Consider the following 19,324-nt stretch of genomic DNA (forward strand, 5'->3'; position numbering starts at 1 on the left):
TTCTCCCTTTACAGCGCCTTCTCCAACAGCTTAGGCTTGGCAAAAATCATTCGTCCCGCTGCTGTCTGCAGCACGCTTGTGACGAGAACATCAATGTGTTTGCCGATATAATTCCGTCCTTCTTCAACGACAATCATAGTGCCGTCATCCAAGTAAGCGACTCCCTGATTATGCTCTTTGCCGTCTTTAATGACCTGAACATTCATTTCCTCACCCGGAAGCACAACAGGCTTGACCGCGTTGGCAAGGTCATTAATGTTTAACACTGCTACCTTCTGAAGCTCGCACACTTTATTTAAATTAAAATCATTCGTCACAACGACTCCGGATGTCAGTTTAGCGAGTTTGACCAGCTTGCTGTCAACCTCCTGAATATCTTCAAAGTCACCTTCATAAATTTCAACTTTAATATCTAATTCTTTTTGAATACGGTTCAGGATATCAAGACCGCGGCGCCCTCTGTTGCGCTTTAACACATCTGAGGAGTCAGCGATATGCTGCAATTCCTCAAGGACAAACTGCGGAATCACGATAATTCCCTCTAAAAAACCAGTCTGACAAATATCTGCAATTCTCCCATCAATAATAACACTTGTGTCCAGGATTTTCAGCTTTTTGTCTTGGACCTCGTGCTCTTCATCAGCTGTTCCTTTTTTCTTTTGCATTCTGGCGGAAATGGAGAATAGGCTGATCAATTCATCCTTTTTCTTAAAGCCCACCTGAAAACCAAGATAACCGAGAAAGAAAGCTAAAAACACAGGGATGATTGTGCTGAGTATGCGGTAAGGTATATTGTCTAAAGGAATAACGTTTACGATAAGATAAGCAATTATAAGTCCAAATACTAAGCCTAGACTTCCAAATAACAAATCTGGAACCGGCGCTTTTAATAATGAATCCTCTATCCACTTCACCCAGTTCACAACGTAATCTGTACCCCATATACTGATGAGAAAAAAAATAATTGCACCTATTGCCGCAGACGTATATGCGTTTGTTATTAAAGGTATGTCCTGTAAACTTAACAGTACAAACAATTCAGGTATTAAAAATATACCAACAACGCCGCCGAAGATAATGAAGAACGCCTGAACTATTCGTTTTAACATACCCCCACCTCCTTTAAAGAAAATTGTTGTATTTCACAAGATTTTACGTAACCTACGAATATCAGAATAAACAAAAACCAACAATAATATACCCGTAAAGATATGGTTTTAACCGAAAGTCATAGCTGTCTGTCTAAATAATGCTTCTCTTGAAGGCGTTTTAAGCCCTTTTTGATTTTTTGGGCTCGTACTTCACCGATACCCTCTACTTCATCTAATTCTTCTGCGCTGGCCTCAATAATTCTCGGCAGGACGCCAAATGCCTCCACCACATTCTCCACAATCGGCATCGGAAGGCGCGGAATCTTATTTAGCAGCCTGTATCCTCTAGGCAGAACATAGTCATCAAGATTTGTAGAAGCCGGATAACCAAGAAGCTTATAAACAATGGAATCATCCAGCAAATCGTAGCTGGACATATCCTGCAGCTCTTTCAAGAGAACAAATGGATCTTTAATCTTTTCTTTCACATAATCCTTAATAAATAAAGCAGCCTCTTCTTCCATATCAGTAATCAGTTCGATGACCTGCAGCTTAATCAAATGACCTTCTGTTCCCAGTTCCCTGATATACATGTTGATTTCATTTTTGATTCGCAGCACCATTTCATAACGGTGCATCACAGACAGAACATCGCTGAATGTAACGAGTTCCTCAAACTCTAATGCGTTTAGTGCATTAATCGTTTTGTCCAGAATTGTTTTATATTTTTCTAGAGTTTGAATGGCTTGATTCGCTTTTGTTAAAATAAACCCTATGTCTTTAAGTGTATACTTCATACTTTCCTGATATAACGTTATGACATTTCTTCTCTCAGAAATTGCGATAACGAGACAGCCGGTTTGCTTAGCTACTCTTTCGGCGGTGCGGTGCCGCATTCCTGTTTCTGACGAAGAAATTGTGGCTTCTGGCATCAATTGTGTATTGGCATATAGGATCTTTTGACCAGAATCACTTAAAATAATCGCACCATCCATTTTAGCCAGTTCATATAAATGCGCCGGAGAAAAAGCAGTGTTAATGTGGAAACCGCCATCCACCACTTCTTTTACTTTATCATTATATCCAACAACAATCAGACCGCCTGTATTTGCTCTCAGTACATTTTCTATTCCCGCTCTGAGCGGTGTTCCAGGAGCAACAAACTGCAAAATAGAAGACAGGTCTAACTCATGTTTCGCCCCTTTTTTCTCTTTTTCCATCTATTATCCTCCTAATGAAGTACGAAGAGCCTCTGCAACATTTGCTACTCCGATGACCTCAATCCCTTTTGGTTTCGTCCATCCATCCAGATTTGCCGCAGGTATGATCATGCGTTTAAAACCAAGCTTTGCCGCTTCTTTTACACGCTGTTCAATCCTTGATACCCGGCGGACTTCTCCGGTTAATCCCACCTCTCCTATAAAGCAATCTGCAGGATTTGGAGGTGCGTCTCTAAAGCTTGATGCGATACTGACCGCTATAGCAAGATCAATCGCAGGTTCATCAAGTTTGACGCCGCCCGCTACCTTCAAATATGCATCCTGATTTTGCAGCAGCAGCCCTACTCTTTTTTCTAACACAGCCATTAACAGTGACACCCTGTTATGATCTATCCCTGTTGCCATGCGCCGCGGATTGCCAAAGCTTGTTGGCGAGATGAGCGCCTGAATTTCAACAAGAATCGGCCTTGTACCTTCCATAGAAGCCGTTATGCTCGACCCCGCAGATCCCGCCGAACGCTCTTCTAAAAAGATCTCTGAAGGATTCAGTACCTCAGTGAGCCCTTCTTCCCGCATTTCAAAAATACCCATTTCGTTTGTAGAACCAAAGCGGTTTTTTACAGCCCGTAAGATTCGGAAAGTATGGTGACGTTCTCCTTCAAAGTATAAAACAGTGTCAACCATATGCTCCAGCAGTCTCGGCCCCGCGATGGATCCTTCTTTCGTTACGTGACCTACAATAAATATCGGAATACCTTTTGTCTTTGCAATTTTCATCAGCTCGGCTGTACATTCTCTTACCTGTGACACACTGCCGGGAGCCGATGTAATATCGCTTTGATAGATCGTTTGAATAGAGTCAACAACCACAAACGCTGGATTCATCTCTTCTATAGCAGACGAAATATACTCCATATCGGTTTCGGATAAAACATGCAGTGAGGGATTATTTATGCCCAGACGGTCTGCTCTTAATTTTGTTTGTTTTACCGATTCTTCTCCTGAAATGTACAGAACATGACGTGTTGAACCAGATAACTGAGCGGATACTTGCAGTAATAAGGTCGATTTTCCGATGCCGGGGTCCCCGCCAATTAAAACAAGTGAGCCCTTCACCACACCGCCGCCGAGCACTCTGTTAAACTCGCCGAGCTGTGTTTTAACCCGGGGTTCTTCTGATGTTTCGATTGATGTTATGGGGGAAGGTTTCTGAACGGTTTGAACAGAATGAGAAAAAGCCGCTCTCCGATTGGCCGGTGCTTTTTTAATCATTTCTTCCACCATTGTATTCCAAGCGCCGCAGCCCGGACATTTCCCCATCCATTTTGGAGACTCGTAGCCGCAGGATTGGCAGATGAATTTGGATTTTGTTTTAGCCATAAATAGTGTAAGACCTCTCCCTTGTTCTATTTCTTGATACGAAATTGAGGCATACACTTACATGCTGTATGCCTCATTTTCGTCTTCTATATTAATTCGTTTTAACTGTCGTTTTTACGACAAATTCGCCATCTTCTACATCCAGAACGATATGGTGTCCTTTATGAATGTTACCTCTGAGCAGCTCTTCAGATAAACGGTCCTCCACATGTTTTTGAATGGCTCTTCTGAGCGGGCGGGCACCGTATTCAAGGTCTACTCCCTCTTCCGCGACTTTTGCTTTCGCAGCTTCCGTCAATTCAATAGAAAGATCCTGTTCTTTAAGACGTTTCGTTAATTGATCAGACATCAATGACACGATTTCAGCCAGATGTTTTTTCTCAAGTGAATGGAAGACGATAATTTCATCAATACGGTTGATGAATTCCGGTCTGAACGCACGCTTCAGCTCACCCATCACTTTATCCTTCATGTCTTTATGATTTTGCGTCTCATCCTGAACGTTGAAGCCGACATATTTGTTGCGTTTCAGCTCACTTGCTCCGACGTTTGACGTCATGATCAGAATCGTGTTGCGGAAATCAACTGTACGGCCTTTAGAATCAGTCAATCGTCCGTCTTCAAGAACTTGAAGGAGGATATTGAAGACGTCAGGGTGCGCTTTCTCAATCTCATCAAGAAGCACGACAGAGTATGGTTTTCTTCTTACCTTCTCTGTTAATTGGCCGCCTTCATCGTATCCCACATACCCTGGAGGTGAACCTACAAGTCTAGAAGTCGAGTGTTTTTCCATGTATTCAGACATATCAATTCTAATCATGGCTTCTTCATCACCGAAGATAGACTCAGCAAGTGCCCGTGCAAGCTCCGTTTTACCTACACCTGTAGGGCCTAAGAAAATGAATGAGCCAATTGGGCGTTTAGGGTCTTTTAGCCCTGCTCTTGCACGTCTGACCGCTTTAGCAACGGCTACAACAGCTTCATCTTGGCCGATGACACGGGAATGAAGAATGCTCTCCATATTAAGAAGCTTATCAGTTTCAGTTTGAGCGATTTTTGATACAGGCACCCCAGTCCAGCTGGATACAACCATCGCAATATCATCCACAGAAACCTCTGAGTTTTCCTGTCCCTGCTTCTCTTTCCATGATTTTTTCGTATCTTCCACTTGTTCACGTAAACGCTGTTCCGTATCACGCAAGGAAGCCGCTTTTTCAAATTCTTGGCTTTGCACCGCAGCATCCTTCTCTTTACGAACTTCATCAAGTTTCTGTTCCAGCTCTTTTAAATTAGGAGGCGTTGTAAAGGAACGCAGTCTGACCTTTGAACCCGCTTCATCGATCAAGTCAATAGCTTTATCCGGAAGGAAACGGTCAGAGATATATCTGTCAGAAAGCTTAACCGCAGCCTCAATGGCTTCGTCAGTGATAGAAACGCGGTGGTGGGCTTCATATCGGTCACGCAAGCCTTTTAGGATTTGAATGCTTTCGTCTACAGACGGCTGATCAACCTGGATTGGCTGAAAACGGCGTTCCAGAGCTGCATCTTTTTCAATATATTTACGGTACTCATCAAGAGTTGTCGCACCGATGCACTGAAGTTCTCCGCGAGCAAGTGAAGGTTTCAAAATGTTGGATGCATCAATGGCACCTTCTGCTCCGCCCGCTCCGATTAGTGTATGGAGCTCATCAATGAATAGAATGATGTTTCCAGCCTGACGGATTTCATCCATAACTTTTTTCAAGCGGTCCTCAAATTCACCGCGATATTTCGTACCGGCAACAACTGTTCCCATGTCTAATGTCATAACGCGTTTATCCCGTAAAATTTCGGGAACTTCATTATTGATAATTTGCTGTGCGAGACCTTCTGCGATAGCCGTTTTCCCTACGCCCGGTTCCCCAATCAGAACAGGATTGTTTTTCGTTCTGCGGCTCAGCACTTCAATGACACGCTGAATTTCTTTGCTTCTGCCGATAACCGGATCAAGGCTGTCTTCCTTCGCAATCGCTGTTAAATCTCTTGCCAGGCTATCTAGTGTAGGCGTATTCGCATTGCTGTTTGTTCCAGCAGCTGATGAACCTGTTTCATTACTTCCTAGAAGCTGAAGCACTTGCTGTCTTGCTTTATTCAAGCTGACTCCGAGATTGTTAAGCACTCTCGCAGCCACACCTTCACCTTCCCGAATAAGACCAAGAAGAATATGCTCTGTTCCCACATAAGAATGACCGAGTTTTCTGGCCTCATCCATTGAAAGCTCAATGACTTTTTTAGCTCTCGGAGTATAATGAATCGTTTGAGACATTTCCTGTCCGCGCCCAATTAAGCTCTCCACTTCTTTTTGGATTTTATCTGAACCAAGTCCAAGCGCTTGAAGTGCTTTAGCAGCGATGCCCTCTCCTTCTCGCACCAGTCCTAATAAAATATGCTCAGTGCCGATATTGTTATGACCTAAACGAAGTGCTTCTTCCTGTGCAAGCGCCAGTACCTTTTGAGCTCGTTCTGTAAATCTTCCAAACATCATATCGATTCATCCTCCTGTCTATTCCCATTCATTTCTAAGTGAAGCCGTTCTCTGATAAGAGCCGCTCTTCGTATATCTCTTTCGTTCGGACGCAAAGCGCCTCCCGAGTACTGCTGTAAAAATCCCGGCTGTGTTAAAATCATCAGTTCATTAAGTATATTGCTTGAAAGTCCTTTTATAATGCCTAAGTCTATACCCAGCCGAACATCTGAAAGACACTTTGCAGTTTCTTTCGATTCTATCATCCGGCAATTGGACAAGACTCCATAGGATCGATACACACGATCCTCAAGCTCAATCTTAGAGGTTTGGTAAAGCGCTTCTCGAGCAGATCGTTCCTGTTCAATCAGCTGGGCGGCTACGCTGTTAAGGTCATCGACAATATCCTGTTCCGACTTTCCAAGCGTGATTTGATTTGAAATTTGAAAGATATTTCCTACTGCTTCGCTGCCTTCCCCATAAATTCCTCTAACAACTAAGCCTAATTGATTAATAGCCGGGATAATTCGATTTATTTGCCTAGTTAAAACCAGTGCCGGAAGATGCATCATGACTGAAGCCCTTAAGCCCGTACCTACATTTGTAGGACAGCTGGTTAAGTAACCTCTTTGCTCACTAAATGCATAATCAACCTTTTCCTCAATCCAGTCATCAACTTGGTTTGCGGCTTTCATGGCTTGCGGAAGCTGAAAACCTGGGAAAAGACACTGAATTCTAATGTGATCCTCCTCATTCAACATGACGCTCACTTCCTCATTTTCAGAAAGCAAACAGCCGCCAAAAGGAGACTCTGTCAAATTAGGGCTGATGAGATGCTTTTCAACAAGCACCCGTTTTTCTAAAGGCTGTGCATCGTTCATTCTGATCAAAAGGAATTTGCCGACACCGGGAATTTCTTGTTCTGAAAACTGTTCTTCAAACTGTTGTAAGATGGATGAGGCTTCTTCATTGGAATATCGCGTAGGGAACCGAATATTTTCAAAGTTCCTAGCTAAACGTATGCGGCTGCTGAGTACAATGTCACTTTCAGGGCCTTTCTGCTTCATCCAACTGCTTAATGCGTCCTGAATAAAATGCTTTAGCGACATTACCCCTGTTCCTCCTCACTATCTGTACTTTTGAGTGACTGTTCTAATGAACGAATTTGATCTCTCACATGGGCTGCATTTTCAAATTCTTCTTGTAGTATTAAAGCTTCTAATTCTTTTTTCAGCATATCGATCTGTCGTCTGACATGCAGGTTGCCGCCTATACGTTTCGGTATTTTCCCGCCATGCACAGTGTTTCCGCTGTGAACTTTGCGTAAGATCGGTGTAATATTAATATGAAATGTTTTATAACATTCGGCACAGCCAAATCGGCCGGTTTTTCTAAATTGCTGAAATGTCATTCCGCACTTCGGACAAGCAGATATTTGCTCGGAATGGCTGAACATTTGAGTTCCAGCATTCTGAAATGAAGAATCCATGTTCAGTAAACCTGAAAGTAAATTATGAATAGAGAAACCATGACTTGCACTTATACCATATGAATCGCTATGTTCTTTTGCACATTGTTCGCAGATGTGAACCTCTTTTTTCTCTCCGTTAACAACCTTTGTAAAGTGAAAAGTGGCTGGTCTCTCATTGCACTCTTGACAAATCAATCTTTTCACCCGCTTATTTTAATTTTAAAGCGGTCAGCATAGCTTTCATCATTCTCGCTCTTAATTCATCACGTTCAGGCAAATCAATGTACAGTACTGAGCGATCCATCACGCTGACCATCATTTTTGCTTCTCTTTCAGAGATCACCTTGTCTTCTAATAGCCTTAAAATAATGTCATCAGAGGCTGCTTGAGACAAATGGGTATTAATTTGAGAAATAATATTATTGATTAGGACAACTTCATTATTCATTTTAATTTTAATGATTCTGATGTAACCGCCGCCCCCGCGTTTGCTCTCAACAATATATCCTCTCTCGCTTGTAAATCTGGTGTTGATGACATAATTTATTTGGGAAGGAACACATTGAAATTTATCTGCAATTTCACTACGTTTAATTTCTAAAATTTCCTTGCCATTTTGATCTAACACTTGTTTCAAGTACTGTTCAATGATGTCAGAAATATTATGTCCCACTCAACCCCCTCCTTTATTGACTTTGACTATATTTGACTTTAATCTTACTATAAGGTGTTTTTCGAGAATTTTCAACTTTCTCGCTCTATCTTAAGTATTTCCATTTTCTAAATCCATAAAACCTGATTATTCACTTAAAATTTCTCTGTGAAGTTATTATATTATATAACTAAATGAAATTTTATGATACCAATAAGCAGAATGCAAAAAAGGGCAGCTCATATGAGCTGCCCTTTCGTTAATTGCTTGGCGGCGTCCTACTCTCACAGGGGGAAACCCCCGACTACCATCGGCGCTGAAGAGCTTAACTTCCGTGTTCGGCATGGGAACGGGTGTGACCTCTTCGCTATCGCCACCAAACAATTTGAGAGTGTTCTCTCAAAACTAGATAACAGGTGTGACATCATTAGATATTAGGTTAAGTCCTCGATCGATTAGTATCTGTCAGCTCCATGTGTCGCCACACTTCCACCTCAGACCTATCAACCTGATCATCTTTCAGGGATCTTACTTCCTTGCGGAATGGGAAATCTCATCTTGAGGGGGGCTTCATGCTTAGATGCTTTCAGCACTTATCCCGTCCGCACATAGCTACCCAGCGATGCCCTTGGCAGAACAACTGGTACACCAGCGGTGCGTCCATCCCGGTCCTCTCGTACTAAGGACAGCTCCTCTCAAATTTCCTGCGCCCGCGACGGATAGGGACCGAACTGTCTCACGACGTTCTGAACCCAGCTCGCGTACCGCTTTAATGGGCGAACAGCCCAACCCTTGGGACCGACTACAGCCCCAGGATGCGATGAGCCGACATCGAGGTGCCAAACCTCCCCGTCGATGTGGACTCTTGGGGGAGATAAGCCTGTTATCCCCGGGGTAGCTTTTATCCGTTGAGCGATGGCCCTTCCATGCGGAACCACCGGATCACTAAGCCCGACTTTCGTCCCTGCTCGACTTGTAGGTCTCGCAGTCAAGCTCCCTTGTGCCTTTACACTCTGCGAATGATTTCCAACCATTCTGAGGGAACCTTTGGGCGCCTCCGTTACCTTTTAGGAGGCGACCGCCCCAGTCAAACTGCCCACCTGACACTGTCTCCCCGCCCGATAAGGGCGGCGGGTTAGAAGGTCAATACAGCCAGGGTAGTATCCCACCGATGCCTCCACCGAAGCTGGCGCTCCGGTTTCCAAGGCTCCTACCTATCCTGTACAAGCTGTACCAACATTCAATATCAGGCTGCAGTAAAGCTCCACGGGGTCTTTCCGTCCTGTCGCGGGTAACCTGCATCTTCACAGGTACTATAATTTCACCGAGTCTCTCGTTGAGACAGTGCCCAGATCGTTGCGCCTTTCGTGCGGGTCGGAACTTACCCGACAAGGAATTTCGCTACCTTAGGACCGTTATAGTTACGGCCGCCGTTTACTGGGGCTTCAATTCGCACCTTCGCTTACGCTAAGCGCTCCTCTTAACCTTCCAGCACCGGGCAGGCGTCAGCCCCTATACTTCGCCTTACGGCTTCGCAGAGACCTGTGTTTTTGCTAAACAGTCGCCTGGGCCTATTCACTGCGGCTCTCTCGGGCTTGCACCCTAACAGAGCACCCCTTCTCCCGAAGTTACGGGGTCATTTTGCCGAGTTCCTTAACGAGAGTTCTCTCGATCACCTTAGGATTCTCTCCTCGCCTACCTGTGTCGGTTTGCGGTACGGGCACCTCTCACCTCGCTAGAGGCTTTTCTTGGCAGTGTGGAATCAGGAACTTCGCTACTATATTTCGCTCGCCATCACAGCTCAGCCTTATGGGAAACGGATTTGCCTATTTCCCAGCCTAACTGCTTGGACGCGGATATCCAATACCGCGCTTACCCTATCCTCCTGCGTCCCCCCATTGCTCAAATGGTGAGGAGGTGGTACAGGAATATCAACCTGTTGTCCATCGCCTACGCCTTTCGGCCTCGGCTTAGGTCCCGACTAACCCTGAGCGGACGAGCCTTCCTCAGGAAACCTTAGGCATTCGGTGGAGGGGATTCTCACCCCTCTTTCGCTACTCATACCGGCATTCTCACTTCTAAGCGCTCCACCAGTCCTTCCGGTCTGGCTTCACAGCCCTTAGAACGCTCTCCTACCACTGTTCGAAGAACAGTCCGCAGCTTCGGTGATACGTTTAGCCCCGGTACATTTTCGGCGCAGAGTCACTCGACCAGTGAGCTATTACGCACTCTTTAAATGGTGGCTGCTTCTAAGCCAACATCCTGGTTGTCTAAGCAACTCCACATCCTTTTCCACTTAACGTATACTTTGGGACCTTAGCTGGCGGTCTGGGCTGTTTCCCTTTCGACTACGGATCTTATCACTCGCAGTCTGACTCCCAAGGATAAGTCATTGGCATTCGGAGTTTGACTGAATTCGGTAACCCGGTAGGGGCCCCTAGTCCAATCAGTGCTCTACCTCCAAGACTCTTACCTTGAGGCTAGCCCTAAAGCTATTTCGGAGAGAACCAGCTATCTCCAGGTTCGATTGGCATTTCACCCCTACCCACACCTCATCCCCGCACTTTTCAACGTGCGTGGGTTCGGGCCTCCATTCAGTGTTACCTGAACTTCACCCTGGACATGGGTAGATCACCTGGTTTCGGGTCTACGACCACGTACTCATGCGCCCTATTCAGACTCGCTTTCGCTGCGGCTCCGCATCTTCTGCTTAACCTTGCACGGGATCGTAACTCGCCGGTTCATTCTACAAAAGGCACGCCATCACCCATTAACGGGCTCTGACTACTTGTAGGCACACGGTTTCAGGATCTCTTTCACTCCCCTTCCGGGGTGCTTTTCACCTTTCCCTCACGGTACTGGTTCACTATCGGTCACTAGGGAGTATTTAGCCTTGGGAGATGGTCCTCCCGGATTCCGACGGAATTTCACGTGTTCCGCCGTACTCAGGATCCACTCTGGAGAGAACGAAGTTTTGACTACAGGGCTGTTACCTCCTATGGCGGGCCTTTCCAGACCTCTTCATCTACCTCGTTCCTTTGTAACTCCGTATAGAGTGTCCTACAACCCCAAGAGGCAAGCCTCTTGGTTTGGGCTAATCCCGTTTCGCTCGCCGCTACTCAGGGAATCGCATTTGCTTTCTCTTCCTCCGGGTACTTAGATGTTTCAGTTCCCCGGGTCTGCCTTCTCATACCCTATGAATTCAGATATGGATACCACTCCATTACGAGTGGTGGGTTTCCCCATTCGGAAATCTCCGGATCAAAGCTTGCTTACAGCTCCCCGAAGCATATCGGTGTTCGTCCCGTCCTTCATCGGCTCCTAGTGCCAAGGCATCCACCGTGCGCCCTTTCTAACTTAACCGTTAAAAAGAATCACTATGTGATATCTTGTGTTACTAATTGAATGTGATGTCTACTGTTATCTAGTTTTCAAAGAACACGTTTCGAAGGAATGATCCTTCAAAACTAAACAAGACAGGGAACGTTCTGTTTATAAGACCCAAGGTCTTATATTCCGTAAATATCCTTAGAAAGGAGGTGATCCAGCCGCACCTTCCGATACGGCTACCTTGTTACGACTTCACCCCAATCATCTGTCCCACCTTCGGCGGCTGGCTCCATAAAGGTTACCTCACCGACTTCGGGTGTTACAAACTCTCGTGGTGTGACGGGCGGTGTGTACAAGGCCCGGGAACGTATTCACCGCGGCATGCTGATCCGCGATTACTAGCGATTCCAGCTTCACGCAGTCGAGTTGCAGACTGCGATCCGAACTGAGAACAGATTTGTGGGATTGGCTTAACCTCGCGGTTTCGCTGCCCTTTGTTCTGTCCATTGTAGCACGTGTGTAGCCCAGGTCATAAGGGGCATGATGATTTGACGTCATCCCCACCTTCCTCCGGTTTGTCACCGGCAGTCACCTTAGAGTGCCCAACTGAATGCTGGCAACTAAGATCAAGGGTTGCGCTCGTTGCGGGACTTAACCCAACATCTCACGACACGAGCTGACGACAACCATGCACCACCTGTCACTCTGCCCCCGAAGGGGACGTCCTATCTCTAGGATTGTCAGAGGATGTCAAGACCTGGTAAGGTTCTTCGCGTTGCTTCGAATTAAACCACATGCTCCACCGCTTGTGCGGGCCCCCGTCAATTCCTTTGAGTTTCAGTCTTGCGACCGTACTCCCCAGGCGGAGTGCTTAATGCGTTAGCTGCAGCACTAAGGGGCGGAAACCCCCTAACACTTAGCACTCATCGTTTACGGCGTGGACTACCAGGGTATCTAATCCTGTTCGCTCCCCACGCTTTCGCTCCTCAGCGTCAGTTACAGACCAGAGAGTCGCCTTCGCCACTGGTGTTCCTCCACATCTCTACGCATTTCACCGCTACACGTGGAATTCCACTCTCCTCTTCTGCACTCAAGTTCCCCAGTTTCCAATGACCCTCCCCGGTTGAGCCGGGGGCTTTCACATCAGACTTAAGGAACCGCCTGCGAGCCCTTTACGCCCAATAATTCCGGACAACGCTTGCCACCTACGTATTACCGCGGCTGCTGGCACGTAGTTAGCCGTGGCTTTCTGGTTAGGTACCGTCAAGGTACCGCCCTATTCGAACGGTACTTGTTCTTCCCTAACAACAGAGCTTTACGATCCGAAAACCTTCATCACTCACGCGGCGTTGCTCCGTCAGACTTTCGTCCATTGCGGAAGATTCCCTACTGCTGCCTCCCGTAGGAGTCTGGGCCGTGTCTCAGTCCCAGTGTGGCCGATCACCCTCTCAGGTCGGCTACGCATCGTTGCCTTGGTGAGCCGTTACCTCACCAACTAGCTAATGCGCCGCGGGTCCATCTGTAAGTGGTAGCCGAAGCCACCTTTTATGTTTGAACCATGCGGTTCAAACAAACATCCGGTATTAGCCCCGGTTTCCCGGAGTTATCCCAGTCTTACAGGCAGGTTACCCACGTGTTACTCACCCGTCCGCCGCTAACATCAGGGAGCAAGCTCCCATCTGTCCGCTCGACTTGCATGTATTAGGCACGCCGCCAGCGTTCGTCCTGAGCCAGGATCAAACTCTCCGATGAATGGATCGCAGATTAAGTTCACCACATCCTGTGGCAACATCTGCGTGATCTGCATCGTGCAGACCTCAGTTTGACTGACTACGCACATCGCTGTGCGATTTTATAATAAAACTTGAATTAACAGGTACGTTTTGTCTTGTTTAGTTTTCAAAGATCATTTTGTTTATCGCTTTGTTAAAGCAACTTTATTAGTATACAACGTCGCTTTCTCAAAGTCAACAACTTTTTTAAATCTTTTTTGGTGGAGCCTAGCGGGATCGAACCGCTGACCTCCTGCGTGCAAAGCAGGCGCTCTCCCAGCTGAGCTAAGGCCCCATAAAAATGGTCGGGAAGACAGGATTCGAACCTGCGACCCCATGGTCCCAAACCATGTGCTCTACCAAGCTGAGCTACTTCCCGATTTCCCATATTGATAAAATATATGGCGCGCCCGAGAGGAGTCGAACCCCTAACCTTTTGATCCGTAGTCAAACGCTCTATCCAATTGAGCTACGGGCGCAAATTATAATGCCGAGGGCCGGACTTGAACCGGCACGGTAGTCACCTACCGCAGGATTTTAAGTCCTGTGTGTCTGCCAATTCCACCACCCCGGCGTGGATAGTATAGTTGGAGCGGAAGACGGGATTCGAACCCGCGACCCCCACCTTGGCAAGGTGGTGTTCTACCACTGAACTACTTCCGCATACAGGCTGTCCAGTTTTTATAACTGTCATCCTGTATAATGCGGGTGAAGGGACTTGAACCCCCACGTCATAAAGACACTAGATCCTAAGTCTAGCGCGTCTGCCAATTCCGCCACACCCGCTTAAAAATGGTGAGCCATGAAGGACTCGAACCTTCGACCCTCTGATTAAAAGTCAGATGCTCTACCAACTGAGCTAATGGCTCTTCTTACAAGAGACTTGAATATTATATCATATAAAAGTGGTGCCGGCAAGAGGACTTGAACCCCCAACCTACTGATTACAAGTCAGTTGCTCTACCAATTGAGCTACACCGGCAAATGGTGGAGGATGACGGGCTCGAACCGCCGACCCTCTGCTTGTAAGGCAGATGCTCTCCCAGCTGAGCTAATCCTCCATAATTGCACTAACGTGCAATTGCTTGGCGGCGTCCTACTCTCACAGGGGGAAACCCCCGACTACCATCGGCGCTGAAGAGCTTAACTTCCGTGTTCGGCATGGGAACGGGTGTGACCTCTTCGCTATCGCCACCAAACAATTTGAGAGTGTTCTCTCAAAACTAGATAACAGGTGTGACATCATTAGATATTAGGTTAAGTCCTCGATCGATTAGTATCTGTCAGCTCCATGTGTCGCCACACTTCCACCTCAGACCTATCAACCTGATCATCTTTCAGGGATCTTACTTCCTTGCGGAATGGGAAATCTCATCTTGAGGGGGGCTTCATGCTTAGATGCTTTCAGCACTTATCCCGTCCGCACATAGCTACCCAGCGATGCCCTTGGCAGAACAACTGGTACACCAGCGGTGCGTCCATCCCGGTCCTCTCGTACTAAGGACAGCTCCTCTCAAATTTCCTGCGCCCGCGACGGATAGGGACCGAACTGTCTCACGACGTTCTGAACCCAGCTCGCGTACCGCTTTAATGGGCGAACAGCCCAACCCTTGGGACCGACTACAGCCCCAGGATGCGATGAGCCGACATCGAGGTGCCAAACCTCCCCGTCGATGTGGACTCTTGGGGGAGATAAGCCTGTTATCCCCGGGGTAGCTTTTATCCGTTGAGCGATGGCCCTTCCATGCGGAACCACCGGATCACTAAGCCCGACTTTCGTCCCTGCTCGACTTGTAGGTCTCGCAGTCAAGCTCCCTTGTGCCTTTACACTCTGCGAATGATTTCCAACCATTCTGAGGGAACCTTTGGGCGCCTCCGTTACCTTTTAGGAGGCGACCGCCCCAGTCAAACTGCCCACCTGACACTGTCTCCCCGCCCGATAAGGGCGGCGGGTTAGAAGGTCAATACAGCCAGGGTAGTATCCCACCGATGCCTCCACCGAAGCTGGCGCTCCGGTTTCCAAGGCTCCTACCTATCCTGTACAAGCTGTACCAACATTCAATATCAGGCTGCAGTAAAGCTCCACGGGGTCTTTCCGTCCTGTCGCGGGTAACCTGCATCTTCACAGGTACTATAATTTCACCGAGTCTCTCGTTGAGACAGTGCCCAGATCGTTGCGCCTTTCGTGCGGGTCGGAACTTACCCGACAAGGAATTTCGCTACCTTAGGACCGTTATAGTTACGGCCGCCGTTTACTGGGGCTTCAATTCGCACCTTCGCTTACGCTAAGCGCTCCTCTTAACCTTCCAGCACCGGGCAGGCGTCAGCCCCTATACTTCGCCTTACGGCTTCGCAGAGACCTGTGTTTTTGCTAAACAGTCGCCTGGGCCTATTCACTGCGGCTCTCTCGGGCTTGCACCCTAACAGAGCACCCCTTCTCCCGAAGTTACGGGGTCATTTTGCCGAGTTCCTTAACGAGAGTTCTCTCGATCACCTTAGGATTCTCTCCTCGCCTACCTGTGTCGGTTTGCGGTACGGGCACCTCTCACCTCGCTAGAGGCTTTTCTTGGCAGTGTGGAATCAGGAACTTCGCTACTATATTTCGCTCGCCATCACAGCTCAGCCTTATGGGAAACGGATTTGCCTATTTCCCAGCCTAACTGCTTGGACGCGGATATCCAATACCGCGCTTACCCTATCCTCCTGCGTCCCCCCATTGCTCAAATGGTGAGGAGGTGGTACAGGAATATCAACCTGTTGTCCATCGCCTACGCCTTTCGGCCTCGGCTTAGGTCCCGACTAACCCTGAGCGGACGAGCCTTCCTCAGGAAACCTTAGGCATTCGGTGGAGGGGATTCTCACCCCTCTTTCGCTACTCATACCGGCATTCTCACTTCTAAGCGCTCCACCAGTCCTTCCGGTCTGGCTTCACAGCCCTTAGAACGCTCTCCTACCACTGTTCGAAGAACAGTCCGCAGCTTCGGTGATACGTTTAGCCCCGGTACATTTTCGGCGCAGAGTCACTCGACCAGTGAGCTATTACGCACTCTTTAAATGGTGGCTGCTTCTAAGCCAACATCCTGGTTGTCTAAGCAACTCCACATCCTTTTCCACTTAACGTATACTTTGGGACCTTAGCTGGCGGTCTGGGCTGTTTCCCTTTCGACTACGGATCTTATCACTCGCAGTCTGACTCCCAAGGATAAGTCATTGGCATTCGGAGTTTGACTGAATTCGGTAACCCGGTAGGGGCCCCTAGTCCAATCAGTGCTCTACCTCCAAGACTCTTACCTTGAGGCTAGCCCTAAAGCTATTTCGGAGAGAACCAGCTATCTCCAGGTTCGATTGGCATTTCACCCCTACCCACACCTCATCCCCGCACTTTTCAACGTGCGTGGGTTCGGGCCTCCATTCAGTGTTACCTGAACTTCACCCTGGACATGGGTAGATCACCTGGTTTCGGGTCTACGACCACGTACTCATGCGCCCTATTCAGACTCGCTTTCGCTGCGGCTCCGCATCTTCTGCTTAACCTTGCACGGGATCGTAACTCGCCGGTTCATTCTACAAAAGGCACGCCATCACCCATTAACGGGCTCTGACTACTTGTAGGCACACGGTTTCAGGATCTCTTTCACTCCCCTTCCGGGGTGCTTTTCACCTTTCCCTCACGGTACTGGTTCACTATCGGTCACTAGGGAGTATTTAGCCTTGGGAGATGGTCCTCCCGGATTCCGACGGAATTTCACGTGTTCCGCCGTACTCAGGATCCACTCTGGAGAGAACGAAGTTTTGACTACAGGGCTGTTACCTCCTATGGCGGGCCTTTCCAGACCTCTTCATCTACCTCGTTCCTTTGTAACTCCGTATAGAGTGTCCTACAACCCCAAGAGGCAAGCCTCTTGGTTTGGGCTAATCCCGTTTCGCTCGCCGCTACTCAGGGAATCGCATTTGCTTTCTCTTCCTCCGGGTACTTAGATGTTTCAGTTCCCCGGGTCTGCCTTCTCATACCCTATGAATTCAGATATGGATACCACTCCATTACGAGTGGTGGGTTTCCCCATTCGGAAATCTCCGGATCAAAGCTTGCTTACAGCTCCCCGAAGCATATCGGTGTTCGTCCCGTCCTTCATCGGCTCCTAGTGCCAAGGCATCCACCGTGCGCCCTTTCTAACTTAACCGTTAAAAAGAATCACTATGTGATATCTTGTGTTACTAATTGAATGTGATGTCTACTGTTATCTAGTTTTCAAAGAACACGTTTCGAAGGAATGATCCTTCAAAACTAAACAAGACAGGGAACGTTCTGTTTATAAGACCCAAGGTCTTATATTCCGTAAATATCCTTAGAAAGGAGGTGATCCAGCCGCACCTTCCGATACGGCTACCTTGTTACGACTTCACCCCAATCATCTGTCCCACCTTCGGCGGCTGGCTCCATAAAGGTTACCTCACCGACTTCGGGTGTTACAAACTCTCGTGGTGTGACGGGCGGTGTGTACAAGGCCCGGGAACGTATTCACCGCGGCATGCTGATCCGCGATTACTAGCGATTCCAGCTTCACGCAGTCGAGTTGCAGACTGCGATCCGAACTGAGAACAGATTTGTGGGATTGGCTTAACCTCGCGGTTTCGCTGCCCTTTGTTCTGTCCATTGTAGCACGTGTGTAGCCCAGGTCATAAGGGGCATGATGATTTGACGTCATCCCCACCTTCCTCCGGTTTGTCACCGGCAGTCACCTTAGAGTGCCCAACTGAATGCTGGCAACTAAGATCAAGGGTTGCGCTCGTTGCGGGACTTAACCCAACATCTCACGACACGAGCTGACGACAACCATGCACCACCTGTCACTCTGCCCCCGAAGGGGACGTCCTATCTCTAGGATTGTCAGAGGATGTCAAGACCTGGTAAGGTTCTTCGCGTTGCTTCGAATTAAACCACATGCTCCACCGCTTGTGCGGGCCCCCGTCAATTCCTTTGAGTTTCAGTCTTGCGACCGTACTCCCCAGGCGGAGTGCTTAATGCGTTAGCTGCAGCACTAAGGGGCGGAAACCCCCTAACACTTAGCACTCATCGTTTACGGCGTGGACTACCAGGGTATCTAATCCTGTTCGCTCCCCACGCTTTCGCTCCTCAGCGTCAGTTACAGACCAGAGAGTCGCCTTCGCCACTGGTGTTCCTCCACATCTCTACGCATTTCACCGCTACACGTGGAATTCCACTCTCCTCTTCTGCACTCAAGTTCCCCAGTTTCCAATGACCCTCCCCGGTTGAGCCGGGGGCTTTCACATCAGACTTAAGGAACCGCCTGCGAGCCCTTTACGCCCAATAATTCCGGACAACGCTTGCCACCTACGTATTACCGCGGCTGCTGGCACGTAGTTAGCCGTGGCTTTCTGGTTAGGTACCGTCAAGGTACCGCCCTATTCGAACGGTACTTGTTCTTCCCTAACAACAGAGCTTTACGATCCGAAAACCTTCATCACTCACGCGGCGTTGCTCCGTCAGACTTTCGTCCATTGCGGAAGATTCCCTACTGCTGCCTCCCGTAGGAGTCTGGGCCGTGTCTCAGTCCCAGTGTGGCCGATCACCCTCTCAGGTCGGCTACGCATCGTTGCCTTGGTGAGCCGTTACCTCACCAACTAGCTAATGCGCCGCGGGTCCATCTGTAAGTGGTAGCCGAAGCCACCTTTTATGTTTGAACCATGCGGTTCAAACAAACATCCGGTATTAGCCCCGGTTTCCCGGAGTTATCCCAGTCTTACAGGCAGGTTACCCACGTGTTACTCACCCGTCCGCCGCTAACATCAGGGAGCAAGCTCCCATCTGTCCGCTCGACTTGCATGTATTAGGCACGCCGCCAGCGTTCGTCCTGAGCCAGGATCAAACTCTCCGATAAATGGA

Annotated in this window: 7 protein-coding genes, 9 tRNA genes and 6 rRNA genes; all 22 read right to left on the bottom strand. The window is 48.1% G+C overall.

Annotated features, from left to right (window positions below; all coding sequences use genetic code 11):
* Positions 1-8 precede the first annotated feature (8 nt).
* Entirely contained in the window at positions 9-1,109 is a 1,101-nt protein-coding gene (locus M1D69_RS20690) for a PIN/TRAM domain-containing protein (RefSeq protein WP_059291688.1), read from the bottom strand.
* 119 nt (positions 1,110-1,228) lie between these two features.
* Positions 1,229-2,311 (bottom strand): DNA integrity scanning diadenylate cyclase DisA, encoded by a 1,083-nt coding sequence (disA, locus tag M1D69_RS20695; RefSeq protein ID WP_003242042.1) that lies wholly within the window; start codon positions 2,309-2,311, stop codon positions 1,229-1,231.
* 3 nt (positions 2,312-2,314) lie between these two features.
* Positions 2,315-3,691 carry a DNA repair protein RadA gene (gene radA / locus M1D69_RS20700; RefSeq protein ID WP_458105022.1) on the bottom strand — a complete coding sequence of 459 codons (1,377 nt, stop codon included), beginning with the start codon at positions 3,689-3,691 and terminating at the stop codon, positions 2,315-2,317.
* A gap of 91 nt (positions 3,692-3,782) precedes the next feature.
* Entirely contained in the window at positions 3,783-6,215 is a 2,433-nt protein-coding gene (gene clpC / locus M1D69_RS20705) for an ATP-dependent protease ATP-binding subunit ClpC (RefSeq protein WP_458105021.1), read from the bottom strand.
* Positions 6,212-7,303: a protein arginine kinase gene (locus tag M1D69_RS20710; protein WP_059291687.1), complete on the bottom strand. Its 1,092-nt coding sequence runs from the start codon at positions 7,301-7,303 to the stop codon at positions 6,212-6,214. Before M1D69_RS20710 ends, clpC begins: the two co-directional genes overlap by 4 nt.
* Complete coding sequence (locus M1D69_RS20715) at positions 7,303-7,860, bottom strand: UvrB/UvrC motif-containing protein (protein ID WP_458105020.1); 558 nt, start codon at positions 7,858-7,860, stop codon at positions 7,303-7,305. The genes M1D69_RS20710 and M1D69_RS20715 overlap by 1 nt, the downstream gene beginning before the upstream one ends.
* 13 nt (positions 7,861-7,873) lie before the next feature.
* Positions 7,874-8,338, bottom strand: coding sequence for a transcriptional regulator CtsR (gene ctsR, locus M1D69_RS20720; protein ID WP_010332747.1), 465 nt, complete (start codon positions 8,336-8,338; stop codon positions 7,874-7,876).
* Positions 8,339-8,582: 244 nt separating this feature from the next.
* Positions 8,583-8,698: ribosomal RNA gene (rrf, locus tag M1D69_RS20725) — 5S ribosomal RNA — on the bottom strand.
* A gap of 54 nt (positions 8,699-8,752) precedes the next feature.
* Positions 8,753-11,680: ribosomal RNA gene (locus tag M1D69_RS20730) — 23S ribosomal RNA — on the bottom strand.
* A gap of 169 nt (positions 11,681-11,849) precedes the next feature.
* Positions 11,850-13,399, bottom strand: a 16S ribosomal RNA gene (locus M1D69_RS20735).
* 239 nt (positions 13,400-13,638) lie between these two features.
* Positions 13,639-13,714 (bottom strand) — tRNA-Ala (locus M1D69_RS20740).
* A 7-nt stretch (positions 13,715-13,721) separates the two neighbouring features.
* Positions 13,722-13,798: transfer RNA gene (locus M1D69_RS20745), tRNA-Pro, on the bottom strand.
* A gap of 23 nt (positions 13,799-13,821) precedes the next feature.
* Positions 13,822-13,898, bottom strand: a tRNA-Arg gene (locus M1D69_RS20750).
* A 9-nt stretch (positions 13,899-13,907) separates the two neighbouring features.
* Positions 13,908-13,993, bottom strand: a tRNA-Leu gene (locus M1D69_RS20755).
* A 14-nt stretch (positions 13,994-14,007) separates the two neighbouring features.
* A tRNA-Gly gene (locus M1D69_RS20760) sits at positions 14,008-14,082 on the bottom strand.
* 40 nt (positions 14,083-14,122) lie between these two features.
* A tRNA-Leu gene (locus M1D69_RS20765) sits at positions 14,123-14,205 on the bottom strand.
* 7 nt (positions 14,206-14,212) lie between these two features.
* A tRNA-Lys gene (locus tag M1D69_RS20770) sits at positions 14,213-14,288 on the bottom strand.
* A gap of 37 nt (positions 14,289-14,325) precedes the next feature.
* A tRNA-Thr gene (locus M1D69_RS20775) sits at positions 14,326-14,401 on the bottom strand.
* Between the two features lie 3 nt (positions 14,402-14,404).
* A tRNA-Val gene (locus tag M1D69_RS20780) sits at positions 14,405-14,480 on the bottom strand.
* Positions 14,481-14,502: 22 nt separating this feature from the next.
* A 5S ribosomal RNA gene (gene rrf / locus M1D69_RS20785) occupies positions 14,503-14,618 on the bottom strand.
* 54 nt (positions 14,619-14,672) lie between these two features.
* Positions 14,673-17,600, bottom strand: a 23S ribosomal RNA gene (locus M1D69_RS20790).
* 169 nt (positions 17,601-17,769) lie between these two features.
* Positions 17,770-19,319 (bottom strand): 16S ribosomal RNA (locus tag M1D69_RS20795).
* The 16S, 23S and 5S rRNA genes sit together here with 9 tRNA genes alongside, the layout of an rRNA operon.
* Between the last annotated feature and the right edge of the window lie 5 nt (positions 19,320-19,324).

It is taken from the genome of Bacillus sp. PK3-037 (assembly GCF_054161355.1).

What these genes read in the sequence shown, in the direction of transcription:
- clpC (WP_458105021.1), bottom strand. Translation starts at nt 6,215, where the DNA reads ATGATGTTTGGAAGATTTACAGAACGAGCTCAAAAGGTACTGGCGCTT.
- radA (WP_458105022.1), bottom strand. Translation starts at nt 3,691, where the DNA reads ATGGCTAAAACAAAATCCAAATTCATCTGCCAATCCTGCGGCTACGAG.
- M1D69_RS20690 (WP_059291688.1), bottom strand. Translation starts at nt 1,109, where the DNA reads ATGTTAAAACGAATAGTTCAGGCGTTCTTCATTATCTTCGGCGGCGTT.
- M1D69_RS20710 (WP_059291687.1), bottom strand. Translation starts at nt 7,303, where the DNA reads ATGTCGCTAAAGCATTTTATTCAGGACGCATTAAGCAGTTGGATGAAG.
- disA (WP_003242042.1), bottom strand. Translation starts at nt 2,311, where the DNA reads ATGGAAAAAGAGAAAAAAGGGGCGAAACATGAGTTAGACCTGTCTTCT.